Origin of the sequence: Haloferax sp. KTX1, assembly GCF_902410085.1 — an archaeon.
Classification (GTDB): Archaea; Halobacteriota; Halobacteria; order Halobacteriales; family Haloferacaceae; genus Haloferax; species Haloferax massiliensis.
Genome location: NZ_CABPRH010000002.1, coordinates 320,680 through 347,603, shown reverse-complemented (window position 1 = coordinate 347,603; position 26,924 = coordinate 320,680). Strand labels below are relative to the sequence as shown.

The window sequence follows — 26,924 nt, the reverse complement described above, 5'->3', positions numbered from 1 at the left end:
AATGAGCGACGCCGAGTCGAACCCCTATCTCCGCGACCCGCCGACCGAGTTCGAGCCCGCCGAGTCGCTCTCGCGCGAGGCGGCCGAGGAGCAGGCCGCGCTCCTCCGCGAGGCCGTCCGCGAACACGACCACCGCTACTACGTCGCGGCCGACCCGCTCGTCTCCGACGCGGCCTACGACGCGCTGTTCTCCCGGCTCGTCGCGCTCGAAGGCGCGTTCGACCTCGACACGACCAACAGCCCGACGAACCGCGTCGGCGGCGACCCCATCGACGCGCTGGAGACGGTCGAGCACGTCGCGCCCATGCTCTCTATCGACCAGAGCACCGAGGCCGCCGACCTCCGCGAGTTCGACGAGCGCGTCCGCCGCGAGGTCGGCGCGGTCGATTACGTCTGCGAACCCAAGTTCGACGGCCTCTCGGTCGAGGTCGTCTACGAGGGCGGCGAGTTCGTCCGCGCGGCCACCCGCGGCGACGGCCGCCGCGGCGACGACGTGAGCGCGCAGGTGAAGACGATTCCGACCGTCCCGCTGTCGCTCCGCGGCGACCACCCCGACCGACTCGCCGTCCGGGGCGAGATTTACATGCCGAAGTCCGACTTCAGCGACCTCAACGCCCGGCGCGTCGAGGCCGGCGAGGACGCCTTCGCCAACCCCCGGAACGCGGCCGCCGGGACGCTCCGCAACCTCGACCCCTCGGTCGTCGCCGACCGCCCGCTCGCGGTGTTCTTCTACGACATCCTCGACGCGAGCGCGCGCCCCGACAGCCAGTGGGCGGCGCTCGACCGCCTGCGCGAGTGGGGCCTCCGCGTCGCCGACCGCATCGAGCGCGCCGCGGACGTCGAGGGGGCCATCGACTACCGCGACCGGATGCAGGCCGCCCGCGACGACCTCGACTACGAAATCGACGGGACGGTCATCAAGGTGGACTCGCGGGAGGCCCGCGAGCGGTTGGGCGAAAAGAGCCGCTCGGTCCGCTGGGCGTTCGCCTACAAGTTCCCCGCGCGCCACGAGGTGACGACCGTCCGCGACATCGTCGTGCAGGTCGGGCGGACGGGGCGGCTCACGCCGGTCGCCATCCTCGACCCCGTGGACGTGGGCGGCGTGACGGTCTCGCGGGCGACGCTCCACAACCCCGACGAGAGAGCCGCCCTCGGCGTCGCGGTCGGCGACCGCGTCCGCGTCAAGCGCGCCGGCGACGTGATTCCGCAGGTGGTCGAGGTCACCGAAGACGGCGGCGGGAGCTACGAGTTCCCCGACGAGTGTCCCGTCTGCGGGAGCGCGGTGGACCGCGACGGCCCGCTGGCGTTCTGCTCGGGCGGGCTGTCGTGTCCGGCCCAGCGGGAGGCCTCTATCGGCCACTTCGCGGTCAAGGGCGCGATGGATATCGACGGCCTCGGCGAAGAGCGCGTCGCCCAACTCGTCGACGCGGGCCTCGTCGAGACGGTCGCCGACCTCTACGACCTGACGGCCGACGACCTCGCCGAGTTAGAAGGATGGGGCGAGACGAGCGCCGAGAACCTCGTGGCCGCCGTCGAGAACGCCAAGCATCCGTCGCTCGACTCGTTTCTCGTCGGCCTGAGCATCCCCGAAGTCGGCGAGGCGACCGCCCGCGGCCTCGCCCGCGAGTTCGGCGAAATCGAGGCATTTCCCATCGAACCCGACGCCGACGAGCGCGAGTTCGACGCGTTCGAAGACCGCCTGACGACGGTGCCCGACGTGGGCGAGACGGTGGCGCGTCGCGTCCGCGACTTCTTCGAGAACGAGGACAACCGCGCCGTGATTCGCGCGCTCCTCTCCCGCGGCGTCGACCCCGAACCCGTCGAATCCGGCGGCGACGAACTCGACGGCCTCACGTTCGTCGTGACCGGGACGCTCGCCGTCAGCAGAGGCGACGTGAAAGAACTCGTCGAGTCCCGCGGCGGCAACGTCACCGGCTCCGTCTCCGGCAACACCGACTACCTCGTCGTCGGCGAGAATCCCGGCCAGTCGAAGCGCGACGACGCCGAGGCGAACGACGTGCCGACGCTCGCGGAAGCCGAGTTCGAAGACCTGCTCGCGGAGCGCGGCGTGGCGTACCCGCCGGAATAGAACAGTCGGAGGTCGGTTCTCCGAGGCGGACGCAGGCGCGACCGCCTCAGGCTCAGTACGTCGGCCTCAGAGGTCCGCCTTCTCGAACGCCCGGTAGCCGAGCAGCGGCGGGACGACGATCCACGCGAGGAGGATGGCGAGGATGAACGGCCCGGTGAAGTAGAACGGAAGCGACTCATTGAACGTCGATTGGATGACGAGCTGCTCGCCGAGACCGGCCTTGAACAGGCGGGCGGCGGCCGCGGGACCGTACAGTTCCGCGACCAGCGTCTCGTAGGCCCGAAGCGGGTTCAGGTACTTGATAAACAGACGCATCTGGACGATTTGCGGCGCGGTCAGCGCGGTGAGACCGAGCTGTTCGACGACCCAGTTGACGAGCCGCGGGACGCCCGTGGCGACCGTCGACCAGAGGACGGCGAAGATGAAGTACAGCCCGACGGTGCCGAACAGCGCCTGTCGCTGGGAGGCCGAGGTCGCCGAGAGCCAGACGCCGATGGAGACGAACGCCGTGGCGAGCAGTCCCGAGAGGGCGACCTGTCCCGCGTAGGAGACGAACATGACCTGCCCGCCGGTGAACAGCATCGCGAAGAGGGCGACGACGAAGCCGACGAGCATCGAGACGAGGACGACGAGCGCGCGGCCGACGAGCTTGCCGAACACCACGTCGCGCCGGGAGTTCGGCAGCGACAGCAGGAGCTTGATGGTGCCCGACTCGCGCTCGTCGATGAGCGAGCCGTGGGCCGTCACGAGCGCGATGAGCGCGAGGACGAACCCGAGCATACCGGCATACGAGAAGTTGAACAGCCCGCCGGACGCGGTGGTGAGGCCGAACAGCGTCTCGGAGTTCGCGCCCTCACCGGAGAGCAGGACGCCGTAGAACAGCGCCGTCGACCCGCCGATGAGGAGGGCGAAAAACAGCGTCAGGCCGAGGAGCCACCGTGACCGGAGGGCGTCGCGGAAGTCCTTGCGCGCGACCGATTCGAGCGTCATGCCGTCACCTCCGGTTCGTCGGCCGGGTCGTCGCCCTCGGTGTACGCGAGGAAGATGTCCTCCAGCGACGCCGAGTCGGTCTCGAAGTCGGCGACGGTCGCGCCGCCGGCCTCGACGGCCTCGATGACGCGCGTCTTCGCGTCGTCGGTACAGCCGACGACGAGGCGGTCGCCGTCCGATTCGACCGACGAGACGCCGTCGAGAGCGCGAACCGCCGCGAGGTCCGGGTCGCCGTCGACGTCGAGTCGGAGAATCGCCTCGGCGTCGACGCGGTCGCGGAGGTCCTCGATGGTGTCCTCGGCGATGAGTTCGCCGTCGCGCATGATGCCGACGCGGTCGCAGACGGCTTCGACCTGTCCGAGCACGTGGCTGGAGAAGAACACCGTCGCGCCGCGGTCGGCCTCGGCGCGGACGATGTCGCGCATCTCGCGCGCGCCGGCGGGGTCGAGACCGGAGGAGGGCTCGTCGAGGACGAGGAGGTCGGGACTCCCGGCGAGCGCCATGGCGAGCGCGAGGCGCTGGGACATCCCCTTGGAGTAGCCGCCGGCGCGGCGGCCGGCCTCGTCGGGGTCGAGGCCGACGCGGGAGAGCAGTTCGTCGGGGTCGTCGTCGGCTTCCTTGGACTCGATGGCGAACTCGACGTGTTCGCGCCCGGTGAGTCGGTCGTACACCTCGTAGCCCTCGGGGAGCACGCCGGTCCGACGCCGGACGGTCACGCTCTCGGCCTGCGCGTCGTGTCCGAGCACGCGGACGGACCCGCTCGTCGGGCGCACGAAGTCGAGAAGCATGTTGATTGTCGTCGATTTTCCGGCACCGTTGGGACCGAGGAACCCGAAGACCTCCCCCTCAGCGACGGAAAACGAGAGGTCGTCGACGGCGGTGACGGCGTCGGGTTCGGACGACGGGAGGAGGGAATCGAGCAGTCCCTCGTCGTCTTCGAACCGTTTCGTCACCCCGTTCAGTTCGATGGCGGCCATGGGCGGGCGTGCGTCGCACTGCCTTAAAGTGTTTTAGGTGCGGAAATCACGTCCGATAACATTCCGGGAGGAAATCGGCGGTCGTCGGACGCTCACCTCGCCGCAGTCGGGCGGTCCGGACCTCTCGTCGGCTCAGACTTCGTCGCCGGGGTCGTGGGAGTCGGCCATCTTCGTCGCCTCCGTCGCGTACCGCTCCCGCAGGTCGTCGTCGGCCACGGGTTCGAGGTTCTCCGTCGGCGCGTCGATGGCGGCGGTCACGGTCATCCGGCGCTGGTGCATCACGGCCGCGGCGAGCTCCTTCCGGAGTTCGTACTCGCCGTCCGGCGTCGCGTAGATGAGGATGATGAGGTCCCGGTCGTCGTAGGACCGCTCGACCAACCAGAGCCGCGTCGTGTCGTCGTCGCTCATGGGCCGTGGTTCGGTCGGGGCACCCTTACGCGTGCCGGCATCGAATCGGCGGGAGCGGCGCGACGCGACGCGGCCCCGGCGTCCCCCGCCGTTTATTCGCGCCGCGAGCGTAGAAATCTGGCATGTTGGAGACGCTGCTGGGCGACGACGTGGAGTCGTCGGGCCGATACCTCCCCGAACTCATCTACGGCGCGAACGACGGCATCGTGACGACGTTCGCCGTCGTCGCCGGCGTCGCGGGCGCGTCTTTGAGCCCGGGCATCGTCATCGTTCTCGGGTTCGCCAACCTCTTCGCCGACGGCTTCTCGATGGGGATGAGCAACTACCTCGCCGAGCGCTCGGAGGAGGACTACCACGACGCCCGCGGCGACGGCCACGCCCGGACCGACGGGAAGACGCCCGTCAGAACCGCCGCCGCGACGTTCGCCGCCTTCATCGTCGCGGGATGGGCACCGCTGTTTCCGTACGTGCTCCGGGTCGAACCGCTGTTTCCCGTCTCCATCGCCGTCACCGCCGCGGCGTTCTTCGCCGTCGGCGCGAGTCGGAGCCTCGTGACGAACCGCTCGTGGCTCGCCAACGGGGTCGAGATGTTCGTCATCGGAATGGCGGCCGCCACGGTCGCCTACGCGGTCGGGAACCTCCTCGCCGGCGTCGCCTGAAACGAGCGTCGTCAGCCTCGCATCAGGGAGCCGATTGGTTCCCCGTCAGTTCCTCGACCTCGGTGGCGAGCGACGACAGCGCCTGCGTGCTCTCGTCTGTCGCGGTGACGATGCTGTCGACCGCGCCCTCGGTCTCGACGGTCCGGTCGCGCACGTCCTCGATTGTCGCGGTCAGTTCCTCGACTGCCTCGGCCTGCTCGTCGGTCGCGCGGGAGACCTCGGCGACGCCGTCCGCGGCAGTGTCGATGGAAGCAGCGATTTCCTCGAACGCCGCCAGCATCTCGGAGATGCGCTCGTCGGCGTGCTCGATGCGGTCGTTCGACTCCGTCGCCGCGTGGACCGCCTCGCCGGTCTGCGACTGGATGTTCTCTATCTGCGCGGTGATGTCTTCCGTGTGCTGGCGCGTCTCGTCGGCGAGCGACTTCACCTCCTCGGCGACGACGGCGAACCCGTCGCCGTCCTCGCCGGCGCGGGCGGCCTCGATGTTCGCGTTGAGCGCGAGCAGGTTCGTCTGTTCTGCCACCTCGGAGATGACCTCCACGACCGCCTCGATGTCGTCCATGCGGCCGCCGAGTTCGGTCACGCGGTCGACGAGTTCGTCGCCCATCGTGACGACGCTCTCGGTCGCCTCTCGCGCCTCGCTGTTGGCCTCGCGGCCCTCGGCGGTCGCCTGCCGCGCCTCGGTGGCCGCGGTGTCGACCTCGTCGGCGGTGGCGGCGACCTCCTCCATCGTCGCGCTGAACTGCTGCATCTGGGTCGCGCCCTCGTCGAGGAGGTCGCGCTGTTCCTCGACGTTCTCGACGATGGCGTCGGCCGCCGACGCGGCCCGCGTGACCGCCGCGGTCGCCGTCTCCGTCTCGTCTTCGACGTTCGACGCCAGCGTCGAGAGGTTCCGCGCCGTCTCGTTGACCGCGTCGACGACGAGATAGAGTTGGTCGTCGACGGTGCCGCGTTCGTCTATCGTCGCCCGCGCGTCGAGGTTGCCCCGGCTCAGTTGGGTCAGCGTCGACTCGACCTCGGAGACGAGCGCGGCGACCTCGCGGTGGCGCTCGACCTCCGTCGTCCGGTTGCGGACGGTCTGGAGGACGCCGACGAGCTCGCCGCCCTCGTAGAGCGGCATCGCCGTGTGTCGGGCGTGGCAGTCGTCGCCGTTCGCGTCCGTGAACGTCTCTTCGGTCGCGTAGAGCAGGCGGTCGGGGTCGTCGAGCTCCACGCCGTCGAGCGACGCGGCGTCGCGGGGGTTGTCGAGGACCTGCCCCGCGAGCACGCGGGCCGCGGCGTCGCCGTAGAAGGTCTCACCGAGGTCGCGGCGACCGAGCGCGGCGTCGGCGGACGTGCCGGTCAAAGATTCGACGCCCGAGTTCCACGCCGCGATGCGACCCTGTTCGTCGAGGACGAACGCCGGAAGCCCGACGCCGTCGAGAAGTACGTCGTCGTCGACGTTCAGGTCGGGCGCGTCGGCGGCGGAGCCGGCGACGATTCCGCCGTCCGGTAACGGCGTCTTCGCACCGAACCACGAGCGGGCGCGAGATAGTATATCAAGTGACATTAGAGGCCACGTTTCAGAGCATCACAGGAGTATCTTTCGAGCAGATTATCAAAGTGGATAATCAAAAGGCCACGAGGCGGCGCTGCGCCCGACGCGTCAGCCTCAAGCCCCTCGCGCGGTAAGCCACCCCAGATGGACCCTGCCGCGGTCAGCGAACGAGCCAGCGCGCTTCCCTCGGACCCCGGCGTGTACCAGTTCGTCGCCGGCGACGCGGTGCTCTACGTCGGGAAGGCGGTCGACATCCGCGCCCGCGTCCGGTCATACGCGGACCCCCGGTCGGAGCGCATCTCCCGGATGGTCGACCGCGCGGAGCACATCGACTTCGCCGTTACCGACACTGAGACGCAGGCGCTGCTCCTCGAAGCCAACCTCATCAAGCGCCACCAACCGCGCTACAACGTCCGCCTGAAAGACGACAAGTCCTACCCGCTGGTCCAACTGACGGCCCACGCGGTCCCGCGGGTCGAGGTCACGCGCGACCCCGAGGACTCGGCGACCGTCTTCGGGCCGTACACCGACAAGGGCCGCGTCGAGACGGTCGTGAAGGCGATTCGGGAGACGTACGGCCTCCGCGGCTGTTCGGACCACAAGTATTCGAACCGTTCGCGGCCGTGTCTCGATTACGAGATGGGCCTGTGTACGGCCCCCTGTACCGGCGAAATCGCGGCGGGGGACTACCGCGAGGACGTGGAGTCCGCGGTCCGCTTCTTCGAGGGCGAGACGGGCGTCCTCGCCGACCCGCTCCGCCGGGAGATGGAGGCGGCCGCGCAGGACGCGGAGTTCGAGCGCGCCGCCAACCTCCGCGACCGGCTGGAAGCCGTCGAGTCGTTCCACGGCGCGGGCGAGGACGCCGTCTCGTCGCAGTCCGACGAGCGCGCCATCGACGTGCTCGGCGTCTCGCTCCGCGGCGATTCCGCGACCGTCGCCCGACTCCACGCCGAGCGCGGCCAACTTGTCGACCGGACGCGTCACCACCTCGACGCCCCGGAAGGCGAAGACCGCACGGCCGCGGTCCTCTCGGCGTTCCTCGCGCAGTTCTACGCCGAGCGCGACCTCCCCGACGCGGTCGTCCTCTCGGAGCGCCCCGACGACGAGGACGTGGTCGCGTGGCTCGAAGCCGAGGGCGTGAGCGTGCGCGTCCCCGGCGCGGGCCGCGAGGCGAAACTGGTCGAACTCGCGCTGAAGAACGCCCGCCGGCGCGCCGGCCGCGACGACGGCCTCGCCACGCTCGCCCGCGAACTCGACCTCGACGTGCGCCGCGTCTCCCGCATCGAGGGCTTCGACGTGAGCCACGCGCAGGGCAAGGCCGTCGTCGGCAGCGACGTGTGTTTCGTCGAGGGGAGCGCCGAAACGTCGGACTACCGCCGGCGGCGACTCCCCGAGCGCAACGACGACTACGCGAACATGCGCGAACTCGTCCGCTGGCGGGCGGCCCGCGCGCTGGAGGGCCGCGACGACCGCCCGGACCCCGACCTGCTTCTCATCGACGGCGGGAAAGGTCAGTTGAACGCCGCGCTCGACGCCCTCGACGAGACCGGCTGGGACGTGCCCGCCGTCGGCATCGCCAAGGACCGCGAACTGGTCGTCACGCCCGACCGGACGTTCGACTGGCCGGACGACGCGCCGCACCTGCACGTCCTCCAGCGCGTCCGCGACGAGGCCCACCGCTTCGCCGTCCAGTACCACCAGACGCTCCGCGACGAGGTGAAGACGGTCCTCGACGACGTGCCGGGCGTCGGGGAGAAAACCCGCCGGGCGCTCCTCACGCGGTTCGGGAGCGTCGAGGGCGTCCGCGAGGCGTCGGTCGAGGACCTGACCGACGTGCCCGGCGTCGGCGAGAAGACGGCCGCGGAACTGAAACGACGGCTCTGACGCGACCGCTTCGACGCGACCGCTCCGGCCCGACCCTCTGATGCGACGCTCTGAAACGGGCTACGCCTCGAACGCCGGCGAGCGAACCACGAGCACCCCGGCGACGACCACCCACGGAACGACGGCGACCGCGCCGACGGCGGTCGGGCCGAGTAACGACGGCGCGCCGGCCGTCGCAAAGAGAGTTCCGAGGCCCGCGAAGGCGTTGAACATCCCGTGGCCGAGCGCCGCGGGCCACACCGAGTCGGCGCGGAGCGCGACCCACGCGAGGAACACCCCGACGGCCGTCGTCATCCAGACCATCGCCAGGAAGCCGGTCCACGGCGCGCCGGGGTAGCCGAAGCCGTAGTTGTAGCCGAGCGCGATGAGCGGCCAGTGCCACGCGCCCCAGACGACGCCCAGAAGGAGGACCGCCCGGCGAGGACCGAGCGGGAGGAACTTCTGCAGGAGGTACCCCCGCCAACCGAACTCCTCGCCGAAGGCGAAGGCGGTGTTCACCGTCGCGCCGAGGACGAGCCCCTGTACGACCTGTGCCACCAAGACGAGTTCGAGCGACGCGCCCGGCGGGAGCACCCCGCGGAGCGCCGTCGCGTCGGGGTCGAAGTACGCCGGAAAGAGCGCGAAGAACAGCGCCGCGCCGACGGCGACGACGAGACCGGGGACGAGCCACGCGAGGAGGTACGTGCCGACGTTCGACCGGAGCGCGGGTCGAATCCGTAGGTTCGCCCATCCTTCCCCGGTGACGAGTCGCGTGACGACGTTCGCGACCGACGGCGAGAACATGTAGCACGTGCTGACGAGCACGAGCCACAGCGGGAGGCCGAACGCGACCGGCGGCGAGTCCGTCAGGCCGCCGGTGAGAGACACGGCCAGCGCGGTCGCCCCCGCGAGACCGAAGGCGACGAGGAGAAAGACGGCGACGCGGCGGGGCTCGAACGACTCGGCGCGCGCGTTCGGTTCCGCCGGACCGTCCCCAGCCGTAGACATACGAGAACTATCGGCCGGCGGGGGGATAACGGTTGACGCCGCGGAGACACGCGTGTCGGCGGACGGTGACGCGGATCCGGAAAAAGTCGGTACGCCGCGAATCGGACCGAGTTACGCGATTTTGTCGTACTGGTCGCGGAGCTTCTCGGCCGCGTCGTCCATGAGGTCGGCCTCGTAGTCGTCGAGGTCCCACTCGACGACCTCCTCGATGCCGTTCGAGCCGAGCTTGACGGGGACGCCGAAGGCGGTGTCCTCGTAGCCGAACTCGCCGTCGAGGACGAGCGAGCCGGGGAGCACTTCGCCGGTGTCGTGCAGGACGGCCTCGACCATGTGGGCGACGCCGGTCGCCGGGCCCCACTGGGTCGCGCCCTTGCGCTCGATGACGTCCATGGCGGACTCCTGCAGGTCGCCGAGGATCTCCTCTTTCTCGTCGGCGGAGAAGGCGGGGTCGTTGCCGTCGACGCGGACCTTCGAGAAGACGGGGACCTGCGCGTCGCCGTGCTCGCCGAGGATGGTCGCGTCGACGTTCTTGACGGGCACGTCGAAGCGCTGGCTCAGCACGTAGCGGAAGCGCGCGGAGTCGAGGCGGCCGCCGAAGCCGATGACCTTGTGGCGGTCGCGCTCGCCCGTCTCGTAGAGGTGGCGGTTGAGCAGGTCGACGGGGTTCGACGTGGTGATAGAGACGAAGTCGTCGTTGTACTCGGCGAGCGAGGAGCCGATGTCGTCCATGATGGGCGCGTTGTCGCCCGCGAGGTCGATACGGGTCTGTCCCGGCTGCCGCGGGATGCCCGCCGTGATGACGACCACGTCGGAGCCGGCGGTGTCCTCGTAGCCGCCCTGCGTCACGACCGTGTTGGAGTCGTAGGCGATGCCGTGGTTCGTGTCCGCCGCCTGTCCGACCGTCTTGTCTTCCATCTTCGGGATGTCCACGAACACGAGTTCGTCACAGACATCGCGAAGCGCGAGGTTGTACCCAGCCGCGGCGCCGACCGTGCCGGCCGCACCGATCACGCTAACTTTCGTCATGCCACATTAACGACGCTGTGGATTCCGAGTAAACGTTTCGGAACGGTCACCGTAGCGCAGTCTGTCGATTTCGTGTACGTCAGTCGTCGAATTTCGGGTGACAGCGGCGGGGTGTCGTCGGGTGCGAGAGCCGGTGAGACCGCCGGTCCCGAAACCGGTCGAGCGACGCCGTGGGGTTTTTCGACGCACGTCGCGTCCACACGCACATGAGCGACTTCGACAAGGAAGCAGAGCGCCAGCGACTTCGGGAGAAGTACGAGCGAGACGAGACGAAGCGGCGGTCGACCCAACGGATGAGCGAGTTGCTCCTCAAGGGCGCGACGATGACGAACAAGCACTGCGACAACTGCGGCGACCCGCTGTTCCGCTACGAGGACCAGGTGTTCTGTCCGACCTGTCAGGCCGGGGGAGGGGCCGCGGCGAACGCCGACCAAGACGCCGAGCGGGCCGCCGAGGCGGCCGTCGAAGCCGACGCGGGCGAAGGTGGAGTCGACGCCGAGGCCGAGACTGCGCCGAGCGGGGCTGCCGAGGCCGCAGAGAGCGCCGACGCGGACGCTTCGGCGGGCGTCACCGCCGAGGCACCGGAAGCCGAGCGACCGCAGGTCGGAGCCCGGCAGTCGGAGCCGGGCCGCGGAACCCGCGTCGCGGACGAGGCGCGCCGCGACGCGGCCGGGACGAACGGGCGGGCCGCGTCGCCGACGCCGGCGCGAACCGCGAGCGAGCGGGGAAGCGAGCGGCGTGCGTCCCGCGATGTCGCCGGAGACGTCACCGACGCGCGCGAGTCGCTCGTGCGGACGCTGACGTGGGCCGCCGAGCGCGCCGAGTCGACCGACGACCCCCGGCGGGCGACCGAGTACCTGACCGCCGCGCGCGAGGCCGCCGAGGCCATCTCGGCGCTCGACCGCTAACCGACTGGCTGCCGTCGCGCCCTCGCGCCGGCTGTCGCTCCGGGCGGTAGAACTTACCGCCCCGCGGGCCCTCTGTTTCGTATGGACGTTCTCATCCCCATCGACGGCACCGACGCCAGCAAGCGCGCGCTCGACTTCGCTATCGAGATGATAGGCGGGATGGGCGGAAACCTCCACGTCGTCCACTACACGAACAACCAGACCGACGCGACGACGGCGATTCTCGACGACGCGCGCGGCAGGCTCGAAGCGGGCGAAATCAGCGGCGAGCCGGAGCTCTCGACCATCACGGTCGACGTGTGGACCGCCGACCGCGTCGGCGAGGAGATTCTCGACACCGTCGAGCGCGGCGGCTTCGACCACGTCGTGATGGGCCACCACGAGGACGGCATCGTCGAGCGAACCGTCTTCGGGAGCGCCGCCGAGACGGTGCTTCGGGCCGAGGCCGTTCCGGTGACTATCGTTCCCTGACGCGCTCCGGGCGGTGAACGCGGCTCAGCGGTACTCCGACCCGACGACCTCGCGGATTCGCTCGGCGGTGACCTGGCCGACGCCGCGAACCTCTTTGAGGTCGTCCTCGTTGGCGGTCATCACCGCCTCGACGCTCCCGAACGCTTCGAGCAGCGTCCGCGCCGTGACCGGGCCGATGTCCGCGATGGCGGAGACGACGTACTCCTGTTGCTCGTCGAGCGTCTTCGCGCTCTTGCCGCCGTGGACGCTCACGGTGCGCTCGCGGTCCGTCTGCTCGCGGGTGGCGATGGTCGCCAAAAGCTCCGCGGTGTCGTCTTCGTCCTCGGTGAACAGCACGCTCACGTTGAAGTCGACCGCGACCGACGACAGCGCCCCCCGAATCGCGCCGGGGTGGATGTTGCGCTCCTCGTAGAGCCCGCGCCCCTCGATGACGAGAAGCGGCCGGGCGTAGTGGCGCGTGAGGTCGGCTATCTGCTCGAATATCGACCGGTCGCCGCCCGTGAGCGTGTCGAGGAAGTCCGAGACGCTCTTTCGCTCGACCGCGACGCGGTCCGAGAGGACGTAGTCGCCGACCGCGAGCGTCTCCAGCCGGGTCGTCAGGTCCTCGCGTTTCGAGAGGGTGCGGGCGATGTTGGAGTCGAGTTCGCGCTGGTCGACGACGATTTCGACGGTGTCCTCGTCGTCCGTGCCCGCCGCGGCGACGGTGGCCGAGTCGTCCGTCTCGTCGCCGTCGCTGTCATCCGTCTCGTCGCCATCGCTGTCGTTTCCATCGTCGCCCTCGTCCGCCCGCGCCAACTCCTCGTCGGAGGGGCCGAAGTCGGCGAGGCCGGACTGTCCCTCGGAGTCGGTCGCCGCGGCGGTCGCGGTCTCTCCGTTCGTGGCGGTCGATGCGGCGTCCGACCCGGTATCCGACGCCTCGTTCGCACCGCCCTCGGCCGCGGCGTCAACCCCCTCGTTTCCGGTGGAACTCCCCGCGTCGCCGGCGGAACTGCCGTCGTCGCCCGCGAACGCCGAGAGGTCGCGCTGGGAGGGGTCGAGTTCGGCTTCGAGGTCGTCGGCCGCGCCCTTGAGGTCCCGGAGCTCGTTTTGCATCGTCTTCTCGCGGCGGCGCGATATCCAGAAGTACGCCTCGTCGCGGGTGTCCTCGGCGAGGAGGACGACCACGCGACCGTCGGCCTGACGACCGGTCCGGCCCTTCCGCTGGATGGACCGGATGGCCGTCGGCACGGGTTCGAAAAAGAGCACGAGGTCGACCTCGGGCACGTCGAGCCCCTCCTCCGCGACGGAGGTCGAGACGAGCACCTCGAACTCGCCGTTTCGGAACTTATCGAGGGTCTCCTGCTGTTCGTTCTGCGTCATCCCGTCGGAGCCCTCGCGGTCGCCCTGCCCGACGAACCGCCGGACTGAGAAGCTCTCCGAGAGGAACTCCGTGAGCGCCTCGGCCGTGTCGCGGGACTCGGTGAAGACGATGACGCGCTCGCCGTCCTGGATGCCGAGCGTCTCGGCGAGGAGGATGCGCGTCTTCCTGAACTTCGGGTGGAGGCCGTCGAACGACTCGGCTTTCCGCATCGCCTCGCGGACCTTCGGTTCGGCGACGAGTCGCTGGCTGGCCTTCGACGCGCCCGACGACCGGGCGGCGTTGCGCTGGCGCTCGAAGTACCGCCGGACCGACTCGACCGACTGGGTCTCGACGAGTTCGACCGCCCGGCGGAGCTTCATGACCTCCGCGTGCGTGGACATGCCCTTGTAGCCCTCCGACTTGTCGGCGTTCATCAGCCGCTGGAGCTCCGCGCGCATCCGGTTGAGCTTCTTCTGGGAGATATCGGGCTTCGTCGACTTGGTGACGCCCAACTGCTTGAGCTTCTCCAGCCGGTCGGTGATGACCTCGTTGAGGGCGTCGCGAATCTCCAGAATCTCGTCGGGGAGCTGGATGCGGTTCCACTCCACGTCCGTGTCGTGGGTGTACTCCGACACGTCGGCGTCCTCCTCGGTCATCACCTCCACGTCGACGATACCGAGGTTCTCACAGACTTCGAGGATGGCCTCCTCGTCGCCGCCGGGCGAGGCGCTCATCCCCGTGACGAGCGGGTTCTCGGCGTCGGCGTGGTAACGCTCCGCGATGTAGACGTAGGCGTAGTCGCCGCTCGCGCGGTGGCACTCGTCGAAGGTGAGGTGCGTCACGTCCCGAAGCGAGATTCGGTTGCCGATGAGGTCGTTTTCGATGACCTGCGGCGTGGCGATGACTATCTGGGCCTCCTGCCAGAGCGCGGCCCGGTCGTCGGGCCGAACGTCGCCGGTGAAGACGACGATTTCGTCGTCCGGGACGGTCAGCGCCTCGCGGTAGAAGTCGGCGTGCTGCTGGACGAGCGGCTTCGTCGGCGCGAGAAACAGCGACTTCCCGCCCACGTCGTGGAGTCGCTGGGCGGTGACGAGCAGGCTGACGGTCGTCTTCCCGAGGCCGGTGGGGAGACAGACCAGCGTGTGGCCGTTGCGCGCGGTACCGGCGAGGCGAATCTGATAGAGCCGTCGCTCGATGAACGACGGCGCGAGTAGCGGGTGGTCCACGTACGCAACGTCCTCGGAGGCCGGCATCGGTGACGATTGCTCGCCCTCGCCGATAAGCGTTCGCAGAGCGAGGTGAAACTAAAGGAGTCCGCCGGGAGACGCCGCGGCGGTCGTTACCCCGCGCTGTCGGCGGTGTCGAGGTCGAGGTCGTCTGGTCGCGCGGACGGGAGCGACGCTCCGAGGAGCGACGCCCACTCGGCGACCTTTTCGTTGTGCGGATCGGACATAGCGCTTCCCCAAGGAGATATACTCTCAACTATCGTATATAACGATTGTGCCGATTCGACGGTTGGACTCGTACGCACGGGGACGAACGGTCAGCGTTCCACCGGAAACGGCGGGGTGAGAAGTCGGACGGACGCGAGAACCGCGGTCAGTCCTCGCGGTTGCCGGGACCCCACGAGTCCGGGACCTCGATGACGTACCGACCGTCCTCGCGGAGCGAGATGATGTACTCGTCGCGGTCGTACAGCTCCATGAGGTTGAGTTCGTACTGACCGGGGTTGACGATTTTGATGCTCTCGAACTGGTCGTTGAGCTCCTCGCGGAGCTGGTCCAAGTTGGGTCGGTCGTCGGACGACGGCTCGATGACAGTTCCGTCCGCGTCCCCGGGTGCGGCGTCGGCGGACTGGCCGGCCGCCGCGTCGGGGTCGGACGGCGCTTCGGGCGGCGTCTCGGCCGCCGAACCGCGTCGGTTCGCGTCGGCCGCGGCGAGTTCTTCCGGCGTGACGACGTCGCTCCGGGCGCTCCTCTGGGAGTTGTCCTCGTCCGTCTCGCGCGCGTTGATCGAACCGGGTTCGCGATTCGGGGGCGAGGCCGAGTCCGGCGAGCTATCGGGGTGACCCGCCGCGGGCTCTTCCCGGGGTTCGTTCCGCGACTCTTCGGGCTCCTTCGGGTCTGCCCCCGGAGACTCGCCGGGCGCGGACGGCCACTCGCCCCAACCGCGGGGTTTAGTTTCGGGGTCGTCGGTCGCGTCGGCCGTGTCGGTCGCGTCGGTCGACGACGGTTCGCTTCGGGTCGACCCGGCGGCGTCGCCGGTCTCGGTTCGCTGTGGGGCGTCGGCGTCCGCGTTCGCCCAGTCGCTGACGGTCATCGACTCCTCGTCGGTCGAATCTGGATGGGACTGCCGCCGCGCGCGGTCTCGGACGGCGTCGGCCGCCGAGGAGGTCAGGTCCCGCGCTCCGGCGCCGCCCGTCGACGGCGTGTCATCGCTTGCGCTCGCGGGAGCGCTCCCGCTCGACGCGGGCTTGAACTGAAACTTGTTGCCGCCGCAGCTCGGGCACCCCGAAAGCATCTCCTTCGAGCCATCGGGGAACACCTTACCGCACGTGGTGCATTGATGTGGCATTGGTGGATGGTAGCGCCGGATGGCGCGTGAGGGCGTTCGTTGGACCCCCTATTTTCGCGAGACGAGCGCGCTGATGAGGTTCTCGTCCTTGTGGAGCGTCTGAATCTGGTTCGCGGGTCCGATGACGGTGAGCTTCTGGGTCGACTGTCGGCCCATGAGCCGGTCGAGGAAGCTCTGGTCTGCGGTCTGCGAGCGCGGGTACGTTTCGATTTCGATACCGTTGAACTCGTCGGGGCTTATCTCGGCCATCGTGACCTCGATGAGCTTCGACTCCTCGTCGGGCGAGAGACCCTCTTCGAGGATGACGATGTTACCGTCGCGGACGCCGTCGAGGATGAGCCGAATCTTCTCCATGCTCGTGAGGTTTGCCATCCGATTCCCGCTGAAGAGGTCTATCTGGACCCCGTCGGTGCCGTCGTCGGAGGCGGTTGCTTCAGGCATGGTGAATCACGCGAAGTACTCCGCGATTTTGGCGTACACTTCGTCCATGTTCTCACCTTCGAGCGCCGACAACTCGACTGTTTCGTGCTGTGGGTACGCGTTCGCGATGCGCTCGACGTTCGACTCTTCGAGGTCGATCTTGTTCGCGAAGATGAGCACGGGCAGGTCCTGGCTCTCGATGATGCCGATGAGCATCGTGTTGACCTGCGATATCGGGTCTTTCGTGCTGTCGAGCACGTAGATGACGCCGTCGACGTCCTCGCGGAGCCAGTGCATGGCCTCGGCGACTCCCTCGGTCGCCTCGCGGGACCGGCGGACGGCGTCGTCCTTCTCCATGTCGTGTTCGAGGAACTCCTTGTAATCGACTTTCGTCGTGACACCCGGCGTGTCGACGATGTCGATGGTGACTTTCTTGCCGTTCCGCTCGATCTCGACGTTCTCCTTCCGCCTGGCGCGGCGAGTCTCGTGAGGGATGTGGCTCTCGGGACCGATGGCGTCACCGGTCCAGTCACGGGCGATGCGATTTGCGAGAGTCGTCTTCCCGGCGTTGGGCGGGCCATATATACCGATCCGCTTCGGCTCGCTCTCCGAAAAGAGCCGGTCGACGACTCGTGAGATGCTGTCTCTTAAATCTGTGAGCAGTCCCATCCTGGGCCTCCCGCACCTCCCGAACGCGTCGTGGAGGGCGTATGGAGGTATCACCCAACCGGACTCACTTAAGCACTACGTCAGACACCAGTCACGTGGGCGACAAAACGACAGAAAGGAACGTCGGCGACGACGGTCAGTCCGATTCGACGGACTCAAACGGTGCAATCGGGAGCCCGGCGGTCGGTTACGGCGTGTCGACAGCCGAAACGAGGGCGGGAGAAATCGATACCGCGTTCTCTTGGTTGTTACTTTGGGCGTACACGTGCGTAGTTCGAACATACTTCGAGCGCTGAATCTCGAATCCGCAGAGAATCTCTCGAATCGTGCTGACCAGCTCTGAAGACGCCACGTCGACCCGACACAACCCGCCTCCTCGGTAGCGATTGCCATTCGATACGGTTGACACGTTCTGTGCCCGCGAGCGACTCGCGTGGGGACACCCCCACCCCTTCGTTTCGGGTGGAACGGCTCGAAGGGGTGGGTGGGGGGAACCGCTAGACGGCGGTCGGATGTTAATTGAACCCTAGGCCGGTGTAATAATATCGGCTTTCTCTCTACTACGGATATGGTTAGGAGCCATCCAACATAAAACCATCTCTATTCAATGACCGCCGAGACCCCCTCCCCACCGATTCTTAACTCCACCCGAAACGAAGGGGTGTGGGGGAATCGCCACCCAGGCGTTTCCCGTCGAACTGGAAAGCGCCACTTAATTGCACAGGAAACGAAGGGGTTAGACAGAGTCGAGAACCGTCCTATCGACCGATTTCTGGGAAATCGCATTTTTGGCGTTTCCACACGAAACGGAGGGGTTCGAACAACCGATTTTTCTCGTCGGGCACTCTCCCCGTGCTGGGTTCCACTCGAACTGCCTCCGATTGTCGGTTCGCGTGGACCGCGGACTCAACTCGGAACTATCGGTCGAAGCCGAGCGCAGCTCGGAGCGCCCGACCCGTTTCGACTCGACGCGTCTTCGTTCGCTCCGCCGTGGTTCGAGAGGACTCTCGATCGACCGCTCAACTTCGCCCACGTGACTGCTCAACTTCGCCCACGTGTCTTCTTCATCTGGTCGCTCGGTTACTCCGAAACTGAGGGTTCACTTAGTCGCCCCTGCGTGTTTACTTACTCGCTCCCCGCGCATTCGTCTACTCGTTTCCCGTCACCCAACGGACCACTCTCGTCACTCAACGGACTACCCACTCCACTACAACCGTCACGTCTGATGGTTTCGGAGACGTTCGTGGTATCGTGGTTGTTCGTGTTGAAACGGTCCTGTCCCTCCGAGTTCCGGTCGAACGACGGCGGACGAGTCGGAGAAGTAAGATTTTTGTACCGACTGTTCGTTTGGTTCCTTTGCATCATCTGGAATCGCCTTCTTCGGCGTGATGTGAAAATGCCGACTATCTCCGGCTTCACGCACCCAATGCGCCGATTCGGGGCGACAATTCCACTTGAAACAGAGGGGTATTCACGATGGACGAGGAAGAGAATCCGCGAGACGGCACACGAGAGGGAGCCGGGAACAGCACGTCGGACGACACAGCCGCGGACGCCGACTCCGGTGTACCGAGTACCGACACGTCCGACGGCGATGGGTCTGCCGACGGCGCTTCCGTCGCGGACGACGTATCCTCCGAAGACAGCGTGTCCCCCGAGGACGGCGGGGACGACGTGTCCCCCGAAGACATCGACATTCAGGCGAGCATCGGCCCCGACGCCGACGCGCCCGACGAGGACCTCGACCAGCACAAAGACCCCGACGTCGGTCTGGACAAGGTCGTGCTCAACGACGACGAGGGGTCGAAGGGACTGTTCGACGACCTCCTCGCCGGCGAGCCGATCTTCGAGAACAAGGAGGTCCTCCGCCCGTCGTACACCCCGCACGAACTCCCCCACCGGACCGACCAGATAAACCAGATGGCGACGATTCTCGTCTCCGCCCTGCGCGGGGAGACGCCGTCGAACATCCTCATCTACGGGAAGACCGGGACCGGCAAGACCGCGAGCGCGAAGTTCGTCAGTCAGGAGCTCGAATCCACGTCCCAGAAGTACGACGTGCCCTGCGAGGTCGAGTACATCAACTGCGAGGTGACAGACACGCAGTACCGCGTGCTCGCCCAACTCGCCAACAAGTTCATCGAGAAGAACGTCGAGCGCATCGAGGCCGAACAGGAGCGCCTCGACGAGATGCGCACGCGGGCGACGGAAGACCCCAACGCCCTCGAAGACACGCCCTACGACTCCATCGCCGAGCTAGACGAGCGCGCGGCGGAACTCGACGACGACGCCGACGAGATGGAGACGGTGCCGATGACCGGGTGGCCGACCGACCGCGTCTACACGACGTTCTTCGACGCCGTCGACTACAAGGAACGAGTGGTCGTCATCATGCTCGACGAGATCGACAAACTGGTCGAGAAGTCGGGCGACGACACGCTGTACAACCTCTCGCGGATGAACTCCGAACTCGACAACTCCCGCATCTCCATCATGGGTATCTCGAACGACCTGAAGTTCACCGATTTTCTCGACCCCCGGGTCAAGTCGAGCCTCGGCGAGGAGGAAATCGTCTTTCCGCCCTATGACGCGAACCAGCTCCGCGACATCCTCCAGCACCGCGCCGACGTGGCGTTCAAGCCCGGCGCGCTCACCGACGACGTGATTCCGCTGTGCGCCGCGTTCGCCGCGCAGGAACACGGCGACGCCCGGCGCGCGCTCGACCTGCTTCGCACGGCCGGCGAACTCGCGGAGCGCGGGCAGGCCGACACCGTCGAGGAGGCCCACGTCCGGCAGGCGCAGGACAAAATCGAACTCGACCGAGTGGTCGAAGTCGTCCGTACTCTCCCCACACAGTCGAAAATCGTCCTCTTCGCCATCATCCTCCTGGAGAAAAACGGTGTCCGCAACATCAACACCGGCGAGGTGTTCAACATCTACAAGCGCCTCTGCGAGGAGATCGACGCCGACGTGCTGACCCAGCGCCGCGTCACCGACCTCATCTCGGAACTCGACATGCTCGGCATCGTCAACGCCGTCGTCGTCTCGAAGGGCCGGTACGGCCGGACCAAGGAAATCAGCCTTTCTGTCCCCATCGACGAGACCGAGGCCGTTTTGCTGACGGACTCCCGACTCGGCGACATCGAGAGCGCACAGCCGTTCGTACAGGCGCGGTTCGACAACTGAAGAACGAAATCCGCGAAGTCCGACTCTTTTACTGTCTCCGCGTCACGCCGCGAGCGCGTTGGCGCTCGGCGACGCTTCGACCTGAAGCGGTGCCGTCGTCGCCGGCGCGTCGCCTCCCGCCGCGTTCGTCGTCGACACGTCGGGAGCCGTCGTCTCCATCGTCGTCGCGTCGACGTACTCGACGGGGGCGGGCGCGACCGGCGTCGTCGTCGCCATCGAGTTGGCGAGCGTCAGCCGGACCCACCCGAGAAGCGGGATGCGGATTCGCGCGACGCCCTGGACCCACTCGGGGCGGACCGGGTCGGCGATGCCGCTCACCTGGTCGTACCGCGGGTTGTTGTCGCCTTTCGTGATGAAGCCGTCGTACTCGGCGGGGCAGTTAGCGAGTTCCCGGCAGTTGTCGGCGGCCATGTACTCGGGGTTCGCCCTGTCGTACCAGTTTTCGCCCTCCTCGACCCAGAGCATCGCCCGGTGGATAATCGGGGGGCCGCCAGCGCCGGGGTCGTCGTAGACGATGACGCTGCCGGGGCCGCCGAACTTCCGATAGTCGACTTCCGCGCCCGCCTCGGCCGTGACGACGGCGGTCCCCTCGACCGCCGAGTCGGGGGCGTATCGCTCCGGCCCCGTGATGAACACGAGGTCGCCTTTCTGCATGTGCGGTTCCATGCTCCCGCTTTCGACGGCGACCATCGGCGGCCACACGCCGCTCACCGCGAACAGGAGCAACCCGACGGCCAACACGGCGAGCGCGCTCGTCAGGACTTCGCGGACGAACATAAGCGGCCCCTCCTCTGCCGTCCGGAGCCGAGTTAGAACGCCTTCGTCGGAGGCTTGACCGCGCCGCGAGTCGGGGGCGGGCGGGCGACCGTCGTCGTCACTCATCACTCCCAGTTTACCCGGACCGGGTTTCAACGTTCTGGGTTTCGGCATCCTTTTTGCCGCGTGTCGCGCACTCCGGGTGTGCCACTGGAGACGCCGGCGCGCATCGTCCGGGCGCTCGTCGGTCGCGGCTACAACGCCGAACGCGAGGCCGTGACCCTCATCGCCGGCTCCGACGACCCCGGCCGGACCCTCGCCCGCGTCGTCGAAGCCGTTCCGGACGACGCGCTTCGCATCACCGCCGACCACGTCCGTGAGGTGCTCGCCTCCGCCCCCGCCGCGGACCCGCCGGGAACCGAATCGACGGGGTCGGCCGCCGCGGACGCCGCCGTATCCGATACCGCCGCCGCCCCCGACCCCCCTGTTTCCGCTGCAACATCGCGCGACGACGCGGACCACACCGCTCAATCAGCTCCAGCTGAAGCGAAGGGCGGACCGGCCGGGCGGAACGTCGACCCATCGCTTCGGTCCCTCGAAATCGCCAACGACATGACCGGTCAGTCGACGGGGACCGGCGAGTACGGCGACTTCGTGAAGGTGTTCCGCGACCGCTACGAGAAGCTCTCGAAGATGCTCCGCGGGCGCGTCAACCACCGCCCCGCGAAGGCCATCTCGAACATGTCCGGCGGCGAGGACGCGGAACTCATCGGCCTCGTCGACGACGTCCGGTCAACCAAGAGCGGCCACTGGATTATCGACCTCGAAGACACGACGGGGACGTTCCCCTGTCTCGTGATGAAGGACAAGGACATCGCCGGCTACGTCGACGAGCTCCTCATGGACGAGTGTATCGCGGTCCAGGGGACGCTGTCGGGCGACGCGGGCATCCTCTTCGTCGACTCGCTGCACTTCCCCGACGTGCCGCGGAGCCATCGCCAAAACACCGCCGACAGGGACGTGCAGGCGGCGCTCATCTCGGACGTACACGTCGGCAGCCAGGAGTTCATGGCCGACGCGTGGAACCGTTTCGCCGACTGGCTCCACACCGAGGAAGCCGAGCGCATCGAGTACCTCCTCATCGCCGGCGACATGGTCGAGGGCGTCGGCGTCTACCCGAATCAGGACGAGGAACTCGACGTCATCGACATCTACGAGCAGTACGAGGCGTTCTCCGAGCACCTCAAATCGGTGCCCGGCGACCTCGACATCGTGATGATTCCGGGCAACCACGACGCCGTCCGACTCGCGGAGCCGCAACCCGGCTTCGACGACGAACTCCGCGGTATCATGTCGGCCCACGACGCCCGCATCACGAGCAACCCCTCGATGGTCACCCTCGAAGGCGTCAACGTGCTCATGTACCACGGCGTCTCGCTCGACGAGGTCATCGCCGAACTGCCGGCGGACAAGGCGAGCTACGACGAGCCGCACAAGGCGATGTACCAGCTCCTGAAAAAGCGCCACGTCGCGCCGCAGTTCGGGGGCCACACCCGCCTCGCGCCCGAGGAACTCGACTACCTCGTCATGGAGGACGTGCCCGACATCTTCCACACCGGCCACGTCCACAAGCTCGGCTGGGGCAAGTACCACAACGTCCTCGCGGTCAACTCCGGCTGCTGGCAGGCCCAGACCGACTTCCAGAAATCCGTCAACATCGACCCCGACGCCGGCTACGCGCCCATCGTCGACCTCGACACGCTGAACATGACGGTTCGGAAGTTCTCCTGAGCCGGCCGTTCACTACTGACGACCGTTCGACTCAGCGACCGCTCTCCCGACAGTATGCTCCCTGATAGCACGCCGGATGTGCGGCGGTCGGGACCATTCCGCCGTCGCTTTTTACCCGCGACGCACACAGAACCGGTGATGACCGACGACGCGCTGTTCGACGCGACGAGCCTGAACGACCTGTCGCTTTCCAATCGAGTCGGGCTGGCACCGATGACGCGCATCAGCGCCACCGACGAGGGCCTTGCGACCAACGAGATGGCCCACTACTACCGGAAGTTCGCCGACGGCGGCTTCGGCTTTCTCGTCACCGAGGGCGTCTACACGGACGACGCGTACAGTCAGGGCTACCTGAACCAGCCGGGGCTCGTCACCGACGACCACGTCGAGGCGTGGACGAACGTCACGGACGCCGTCCACGAAGTCGGGACGCCGATTTTCGCGCAGTTGATGCACGCCGGGGCGCAGTCGCAGGGGAACCCCCACCTCGACGGCGACCGGACGCTCGCGCCCTCCGCGGTCCAACCCGACGGCGAGAAGGCGGAAGCCTACGGCGGGAGCGGCGAGTTCGCCGTTCCGAAGGCGGCGGACGAGGCCGACCTCGAAACCGCCCGCGAGGGCTTCGTGCGGGCGGCGACGAACGCGGCCGAGGCCGGCTTCGACGGCGTGGAACTCCACGGCGCGAACGGCTACCTGCTGAACGAGTTCCTCGCGGCCGACGCGAACCGGCGCGACGACGAGTACGGCGGCGGACCCGAGTCCCGCGTCAAGTTCCCCGCGGAGGTCCTTTCGGCGGTCGCCGACGCGGTCCCCGAGGAGTTCGTCGTCGGCGTCCGCGTCTCGCAGGAGAAAGTGACCGACGGCGACTACGAGTGGCCCGAGGGCGAAGAGGCGGCCGCGGTCTTCTTCGAGGCGCTCTCGGCGGCCGGAGCCGACTACGTCCACGCGACCGAGACCGACGCGACGAGCCCGACCTTCGGCGCTGACGGCCCCTCGCTCGCGGAGGCCGCCGCCGAGTACGTCGCGGACGACACGGTCGTCATCGCCAACGGCGGACTCGGCGACCCGGACGCGGCGCGGGCCGCCGTCGACGCCGGCGCGGACCTCTTTACGCTGGGGACGAGCGCGCTCGCCAACCCGGACTGGCCGGCGCGCGTGGCCGCCGGCGACGACCTCGACGCGTTCGAGCCGACGAAGTTCCTCGCGCCGACCGCCGGGCTCTCGGACCACGAGGTGCCGTCCGAGCCGCCGCTCGCGGACGACTGACGCGCGCTCGACGCCGGACTCTCTGACGCTGACCCGACCACCGAACCCCTTCGCTTCCACTCGAACTCTCGTTTCGCGGCTCCTCGACGGTCGCCGTATTCGGACGCGCTGACTCGATTCGACTACCCGAGCGTCACGTCGAGGTAGAGCATCACGACGACGCCGACCATCGTCCCGAAGGTCGCCACGCGCTCGTTTCCGTTCGAGTGCGTCTCGGGGACGATCTCGTCGGAGATGACGAACAGCATCGCGCCGGCGGCGAACCCCATCGCGTAGGGGAGCAGCGCCGCGGCGTACTGGATGGCCCACGCGCCGAAGACGGCGAGCGGAATCTCCACGAGGCCGGCGCGGATGCCCGCGAACGTCGCGTAGGTCGTGTTCCGAAGCCCGGCGTTGACCGCGGCGATGGAGACGGCGAGCCCCTCGGGGATGTTCTGAATGCCGATGGCGAGCATCAGCGGGATGGCGGTTCCGAGGTCGCCGGAGCCGAAGCCGACGCCGACGGCGAGGCCCTCGGGCATGTTGTGGATGGTGATGGCGACGATAAACAGGATGACCGAGGCCATCTTCGTCTCCGTCTCCGGGGCGTCCGTCCGGGTCTTGCCGGTCACGAGGATGTGGACGTGCGGAATCCACAGGTCCGCTTGGTCGAGGACGACGACGCCGACGACGAAGCCGACGAGGACGGGAATCGGACTCCCGTCCGCCGCCTCGATGCCGGGGAGGATGAGGCTCGTGAAGCTCGCGGCGAGCATGACGCCGGCAGCGAAGCCGAGGAGCGTGTCGAGCGACCGTTTCGAGGGGTCGCGCCAGACGAGAATGAGAAGCGCGCCCAGCATGTTCATGCCGGCGATGACGATACCGCCGAGAAGGCCCTGCATCACGGGGTTCGACCCCGCGAGCGAGACGAACAGTTCTTCGACCGCGGTCACGGTCGTCTCACTCCCGGCGGTCGGTTTCCGTGTCGGTCGGTCATGGGCCACCAAACGAGCGGGGGGTATGTATTCTCTCCGTCGGTTCTCGTCGCCCGCGCCACCCGCGTCGGTCGGGACGGCGGGTGCGAGTCGAGTGGTCGCGGCCCGCGGGGGACCGGGCTACCCCGTCTCGTCGAGGACGTACCGGACCGTCGGCGACCCCTCGAACCGGGGCCCGTGGCCGACCCGGTCGAAGCCGACGTGCTCGACCGCGTCGCAAAGCGGCGTCTCGGATTCGAGGACGAGCACCTCGACCGGTAGGTCTTCCGCGCTGGCGAAGCGGAGCGGCTCTTCGAGCAGTCGCCGCACCGCCGTCTCGGTCCCGCCGAGTCGGGTGACGTGGAGGACACCGTCTCGGACGTCGAAGCCGACGAACCCGAGCACCGGTTCGTCGTCCGCCGGCGCGTCGGCGTGGGGGTCCGAGCCGGTGTCGGCGGTGGCGAGGCGAACCGTCCGGTCACGTATCAGCCGCCGCATCGCCCGTACCGGCGCGTCGGCGACGGCGGCCAGCGCCTCGGCGTCGGCGTCCACGGCGTCTCTGACATCCATGCCCGAACGTTCCGCGGCTTCGGTGATAAATCTCCGCCCGCGAGGCGGCGGTACGGGCCGTCTCAGCGCCGGATTCGCGGGTGACGGCAACGGTTGAATCGGAGGACATAGTTATACGTCCCCCCGCGTTAGCCCCTCGCATGTTTACCAACGAAGCCCCGAAGCGACGCGACGCACCGGAGGGACGATGCGCGTAGTCGCGAAGTTCGGCGGCACCTCGCTCGGTAGCGGCGACCGAATCAACCGCGCCGCGGACTCCATCGCCGCGGCCGTCGAACACGGCCACGAAATCGCCGTCGTCGCCTCCGCGATGGGCTCGACGACCGACGACCTCCTCGACGAGATCAAGTTCGAGGCCGACGACCGCGACCGCGCCGAAATCGTCTCGATGGGCGAGCGGACCAGCGTGCGCATGCTCAAGGCGGCGCTGGCCGCCCGCGGCGTCAACGCCCTGTTCGTCGAACCCGGCACCGACGAGTGGCCGGTCATCACGAACGACCTCGGCGAGGTCGACGTCGAGGCCACGAGAGAGCGGGCCGCGAAGCTCGCGGCCGAACTCGACGGCGTCGTCCCGGTCATCACCGGTTTCCTCGCGCAGAACCACGACGGCGAAATCACGACGCTCGGCCGCGGCGGCTCCGACACCTCCGCCGTGATGCTCGGCAACTACATGGACGCCGACGAGGTCGTCATCGTGACCGACGTGGAGGGCGTCATGACCGGCGACCCGCGCGTCGTCGAAGGCGCGCGCAACGTCGGCCGCATCACCGTCGACGAGCTTCGGAACCTCTCGTTCCGCGGGGCCGAGGTCGTCGCGCCGTCGGCGCTGTCGTACAAGGACGCGGCGCTCGACGTTCGGGTCGTCCACTACCAGCACGGCGACCTGCTCACCGGCGGGACGCTCATCGAAGGGGAGTTCCACAACCTCATCGACATGCAGGAAGAGCCGCTCGCGTGTCTCACCGTGGCCGGGCGGGCGATTCGCAACCGACCGGGCATCCTCGCGGACCTCTCGACGGCGCTCCGAGAGGAGGACATCAACGTCGACTCGGTCGCCTCCGGGATGGACTCCATCACGTTCTACGTCCTCGAAGACGACTCCGACCGGGCCGAGGCCGTCCTCCACGACCGCGTCGTCGCCGACGACGCGCTGTCGTCGGTCACCGTCGAAGACGACATCGCCGTCGTCCGCGTCACCGGCGGCGAACTTCCGAACCGCCCCGGCGTCATCCTCGACATCGTCCAGCCGCTTTCCGACGCCGGCATCAACATCCACGACGCCATCACCTCCGCGACCTCCGTCGCCATCTTCGTGGCGTGGGACGACCGCGAGGAGACGCTCGGCATCATCCAAAACGAGTTCTGAGCCGGCCCCGCCCCGCAACTCGGTTCGAATCTATTTTCGCGCGCTCGCGTCCCCGCCAGCGACGCCCACCGTCCGGGAGTACGCGACGGCCGCCGAGG

General features: G+C 68.0%; 22 protein-coding genes. 9 read left to right on the top strand and 13 right to left on the bottom strand.

Features of this window, described 5'->3' with window-relative positions; all coding sequences use genetic code 11:
* Nucleotide 1: 1 nt before the first annotated feature.
* Nucleotides 2-2,089 carry an NAD-dependent DNA ligase LigA gene (ligA, locus tag FY251_RS05985; protein ID WP_148413885.1) on the top strand — a complete coding sequence of 696 codons (2,088 nt, stop codon included), beginning with the start codon at nt 2-4 and terminating at the stop codon, nt 2,087-2,089.
* Nucleotides 2,090-2,155: 66 nt separating this feature from the next.
* Here the strand turns inward: ligA and FY251_RS05980 are convergent, their stop codons facing one another.
* From FY251_RS05980 to FY251_RS05970, 3 genes are all read right to left on the bottom strand, one after another.
* Nucleotides 2,156-3,079, bottom strand: coding sequence for an ABC transporter permease (locus FY251_RS05980; protein ID WP_148413884.1), 924 nt, complete (start codon nt 3,077-3,079; stop codon nt 2,156-2,158).
* Nucleotides 3,076-4,056, bottom strand: a complete 981-nt coding sequence (locus FY251_RS05975; protein ID WP_148413883.1) for an ABC transporter ATP-binding protein — start codon at nt 4,054-4,056, stop codon at nt 3,076-3,078. The genes FY251_RS05980 and FY251_RS05975 overlap by 4 nt, the downstream gene beginning before the upstream one ends.
* Before the next feature lie 132 nt (nt 4,057-4,188).
* Nucleotides 4,189-4,464, bottom strand: a complete 276-nt coding sequence (locus tag FY251_RS05970) for a hypothetical protein (protein WP_148413882.1) — start codon at nt 4,462-4,464, stop codon at nt 4,189-4,191.
* 122 nt (nt 4,465-4,586) lie between these two features.
* On the opposite strand from FY251_RS05970, the gene FY251_RS05965 reads away from it, so the two are divergent.
* Nucleotides 4,587-5,123 carry a VIT1/CCC1 transporter family protein gene (locus FY251_RS05965; RefSeq protein WP_148413881.1) on the top strand — a complete coding sequence of 179 codons (537 nt, stop codon included), beginning with the start codon at nt 4,587-4,589 and terminating at the stop codon, nt 5,121-5,123.
* 22 nt (nt 5,124-5,145) lie between these two features.
* Here FY251_RS05965 and FY251_RS05960 read toward each other — a convergent pair whose 3' ends face one another.
* Entirely contained in the window at nt 5,146-6,672 is a 1,527-nt protein-coding gene (locus FY251_RS05960; protein WP_148413880.1) for a methyl-accepting chemotaxis protein, read from the bottom strand.
* A 132-nt stretch (nt 6,673-6,804) separates the two neighbouring features.
* Between FY251_RS05960 and FY251_RS05955 the strand changes: the two genes are divergently transcribed.
* Nucleotides 6,805-8,544 carry an excinuclease ABC subunit C gene (locus FY251_RS05955; protein WP_148413879.1) on the top strand — a complete coding sequence of 580 codons (1,740 nt, stop codon included), beginning with the start codon at nt 6,805-6,807 and terminating at the stop codon, nt 8,542-8,544.
* Between the two features lie 60 nt (nt 8,545-8,604).
* Here FY251_RS05955 and FY251_RS05950 read toward each other — a convergent pair whose 3' ends face one another.
* Both FY251_RS05950 and mdh read right to left on the bottom strand, forming a co-directional pair.
* On the bottom strand, nt 8,605-9,531 hold the full coding sequence (locus FY251_RS05950; RefSeq protein ID WP_148413878.1) for a CPBP family intramembrane glutamic endopeptidase: 927 nt from the start codon (nt 9,529-9,531) through the stop codon (nt 8,605-8,607).
* Nucleotides 9,532-9,642: 111 nt separating this feature from the next.
* Nucleotides 9,643-10,557, bottom strand: a complete 915-nt coding sequence (gene mdh, locus FY251_RS05945) for a malate dehydrogenase (RefSeq protein WP_089777116.1) — start codon at nt 10,555-10,557, stop codon at nt 9,643-9,645.
* Between the two features lie 206 nt (nt 10,558-10,763).
* Here mdh and FY251_RS05940 point away from each other — a divergent pair, with 206 nt between their 5' ends.
* Both FY251_RS05940 and FY251_RS05935 read left to right on the top strand, forming a co-directional pair.
* Nucleotides 10,764-11,465 (top strand): Sjogren's syndrome/scleroderma autoantigen 1 family protein, encoded by a 702-nt coding sequence (locus FY251_RS05940; protein WP_148413877.1) that lies wholly within the window; start codon nt 10,764-10,766, stop codon nt 11,463-11,465.
* An 81-nt stretch (nt 11,466-11,546) separates the two neighbouring features.
* On the top strand, nt 11,547-11,936 hold the full coding sequence (locus tag FY251_RS05935) for a universal stress protein (RefSeq protein WP_148413876.1): 390 nt from the start codon (nt 11,547-11,549) through the stop codon (nt 11,934-11,936).
* A 24-nt stretch (nt 11,937-11,960) separates the two neighbouring features.
* On the opposite strand, the gene FY251_RS05930 is transcribed toward FY251_RS05935, so the two are convergent.
* From FY251_RS05930 to FY251_RS05915, 4 genes are all read right to left on the bottom strand, one after another.
* Nucleotides 11,961-14,528 carry a DEAD/DEAH box helicase gene (locus FY251_RS05930; RefSeq protein WP_148413875.1) on the bottom strand — a complete coding sequence of 856 codons (2,568 nt, stop codon included), beginning with the start codon at nt 14,526-14,528 and terminating at the stop codon, nt 11,961-11,963.
* A 346-nt stretch (nt 14,529-14,874) separates the two neighbouring features.
* The gene (locus tag FY251_RS05925; RefSeq protein WP_148413874.1) at nt 14,875-15,849 is read right to left on the bottom strand and encodes a Zn-ribbon containing protein; all 975 of its coding nucleotides are present in this window, start codon (nt 15,847-15,849) and stop codon (nt 14,875-14,877) included.
* A 48-nt stretch (nt 15,850-15,897) separates the two neighbouring features.
* Complete coding sequence (locus FY251_RS05920) at nt 15,898-16,290, bottom strand: DUF2073 domain-containing protein (RefSeq protein ID WP_042663591.1); 393 nt, start codon at nt 16,288-16,290, stop codon at nt 15,898-15,900.
* A gap of 6 nt (nt 16,291-16,296) precedes the next feature.
* Nucleotides 16,297-16,938 (bottom strand): Era-like GTP-binding protein, encoded by a 642-nt coding sequence (locus tag FY251_RS05915; RefSeq protein ID WP_042663592.1) that lies wholly within the window; start codon nt 16,936-16,938, stop codon nt 16,297-16,299.
* 1,476 nt (nt 16,939-18,414) lie between these two features.
* Here FY251_RS05915 and FY251_RS05910 point away from each other — a divergent pair.
* The gene (locus tag FY251_RS05910; RefSeq protein ID WP_148413873.1) at nt 18,415-20,124 is read left to right on the top strand and encodes a Cdc6/Cdc18 family protein; all 1,710 of its coding nucleotides are present in this window, start codon (nt 18,415-18,417) and stop codon (nt 20,122-20,124) included.
* 42 nt (nt 20,125-20,166) lie between these two features.
* Here FY251_RS05910 and FY251_RS05905 read toward each other — a convergent pair whose 3' ends face one another.
* On the bottom strand, nt 20,167-21,006 hold the full coding sequence (locus FY251_RS05905) for a S26 family signal peptidase (protein WP_187367348.1): 840 nt from the start codon (nt 21,004-21,006) through the stop codon (nt 20,167-20,169).
* A 78-nt stretch (nt 21,007-21,084) separates the two neighbouring features.
* On the opposite strand from FY251_RS05905, the gene FY251_RS05900 reads away from it, so the two are divergent.
* Together FY251_RS05900 and FY251_RS05895 are read left to right on the top strand one after the other, a co-directional pair.
* On the top strand, nt 21,085-22,671 hold the full coding sequence (locus FY251_RS05900) for a DNA-directed DNA polymerase II small subunit (RefSeq protein ID WP_148413872.1): 1,587 nt from the start codon (nt 21,085-21,087) through the stop codon (nt 22,669-22,671).
* Nucleotides 22,672-22,809: 138 nt separating this feature from the next.
* On the top strand, nt 22,810-23,937 hold the full coding sequence (locus tag FY251_RS05895) for an NADH:flavin oxidoreductase (RefSeq protein WP_148413871.1): 1,128 nt from the start codon (nt 22,810-22,812) through the stop codon (nt 23,935-23,937).
* 122 nt (nt 23,938-24,059) lie between these two features.
* Here the strand turns inward: FY251_RS05895 and FY251_RS05890 are convergent, their stop codons facing one another.
* Together FY251_RS05890 and FY251_RS05885 are read right to left on the bottom strand one after the other, a co-directional pair.
* Nucleotides 24,060-24,869 carry a ZIP family metal transporter gene (locus tag FY251_RS05890; protein WP_148413870.1) on the bottom strand — a complete coding sequence of 270 codons (810 nt, stop codon included), beginning with the start codon at nt 24,867-24,869 and terminating at the stop codon, nt 24,060-24,062.
* 162 nt (nt 24,870-25,031) lie between these two features.
* On the bottom strand, nt 25,032-25,460 hold the full coding sequence (locus tag FY251_RS05885) for a hypothetical protein (protein ID WP_148413869.1): 429 nt from the start codon (nt 25,458-25,460) through the stop codon (nt 25,032-25,034).
* Between the two features lie 187 nt (nt 25,461-25,647).
* On the opposite strand from FY251_RS05885, the gene FY251_RS05880 reads away from it, so the two are divergent.
* Nucleotides 25,648-26,826: an aspartate kinase gene (locus tag FY251_RS05880; RefSeq protein ID WP_148413868.1), complete on the top strand. Its 1,179-nt coding sequence runs from the start codon at nt 25,648-25,650 to the stop codon at nt 26,824-26,826.
* Nucleotides 26,827-26,924 lie beyond the last annotated feature (98 nt).

Coding starts and splice junctions, on each gene's coding strand:
- FY251_RS05910 (WP_148413873.1), top strand. CDS start 18,415: ATGGACGAGGAAGAGAATCCGCGAGACGGCACACGAGAGGGAGCCGGG.
- FY251_RS05980 (WP_148413884.1), bottom strand. CDS start 3,079: ATGACGCTCGAATCGGTCGCGCGCAAGGACTTCCGCGACGCCCTCCGG.
- FY251_RS05975 (WP_148413883.1), bottom strand. CDS start 4,056: ATGGCCGCCATCGAACTGAACGGGGTGACGAAACGGTTCGAAGACGAC.
- FY251_RS05965 (WP_148413881.1), top strand. CDS start 4,587: ATGTTGGAGACGCTGCTGGGCGACGACGTGGAGTCGTCGGGCCGATAC.
- ligA (WP_148413885.1), top strand. CDS start 2: ATGAGCGACGCCGAGTCGAACCCCTATCTCCGCGACCCGCCGACCGAG.
- FY251_RS05950 (WP_148413878.1), bottom strand. CDS start 9,531: ATGTCTACGGCTGGGGACGGTCCGGCGGAACCGAACGCGCGCGCCGAG.
- FY251_RS05880 (WP_148413868.1), top strand. CDS start 25,648: ATGCGCGTAGTCGCGAAGTTCGGCGGCACCTCGCTCGGTAGCGGCGAC.
- FY251_RS05915 (WP_042663592.1), bottom strand. CDS start 16,938: ATGGGACTGCTCACAGATTTAAGAGACAGCATCTCACGAGTCGTCGAC.
- FY251_RS05930 (WP_148413875.1), bottom strand. CDS start 14,528: ATGCCGGCCTCCGAGGACGTTGCGTACGTGGACCACCCGCTACTCGCG.
- FY251_RS05955 (WP_148413879.1), top strand. CDS start 6,805: ATGGACCCTGCCGCGGTCAGCGAACGAGCCAGCGCGCTTCCCTCGGAC.
- mdh (WP_089777116.1), bottom strand. CDS start 10,557: ATGACGAAAGTTAGCGTGATCGGTGCGGCCGGCACGGTCGGCGCCGCG.
- FY251_RS05960 (WP_148413880.1), bottom strand. CDS start 6,672: ATGTCACTTGATATACTATCTCGCGCCCGCTCGTGGTTCGGTGCGAAG.
- FY251_RS05970 (WP_148413882.1), bottom strand. CDS start 4,464: ATGAGCGACGACGACACGACGCGGCTCTGGTTGGTCGAGCGGTCCTAC.
- FY251_RS05905 (WP_187367348.1), bottom strand. CDS start 21,006: ATGAGTGACGACGACGGTCGCCCGCCCGCCCCCGACTCGCGGCGCGGT.
- FY251_RS05935 (WP_148413876.1), top strand. CDS start 11,547: ATGGACGTTCTCATCCCCATCGACGGCACCGACGCCAGCAAGCGCGCG.
- FY251_RS05940 (WP_148413877.1), top strand. CDS start 10,764: ATGAGCGACTTCGACAAGGAAGCAGAGCGCCAGCGACTTCGGGAGAAG.
- FY251_RS05885 (WP_148413869.1), bottom strand. CDS start 25,460: ATGGATGTCAGAGACGCCGTGGACGCCGACGCCGAGGCGCTGGCCGCC.
- FY251_RS05895 (WP_148413871.1), top strand. CDS start 22,810: ATGACCGACGACGCGCTGTTCGACGCGACGAGCCTGAACGACCTGTCG.
- FY251_RS05925 (WP_148413874.1), bottom strand. CDS start 15,849: ATGCCACATCAATGCACCACGTGCGGTAAGGTGTTCCCCGATGGCTCG.
- FY251_RS05920 (WP_042663591.1), bottom strand. CDS start 16,290: ATGCCTGAAGCAACCGCCTCCGACGACGGCACCGACGGGGTCCAGATA.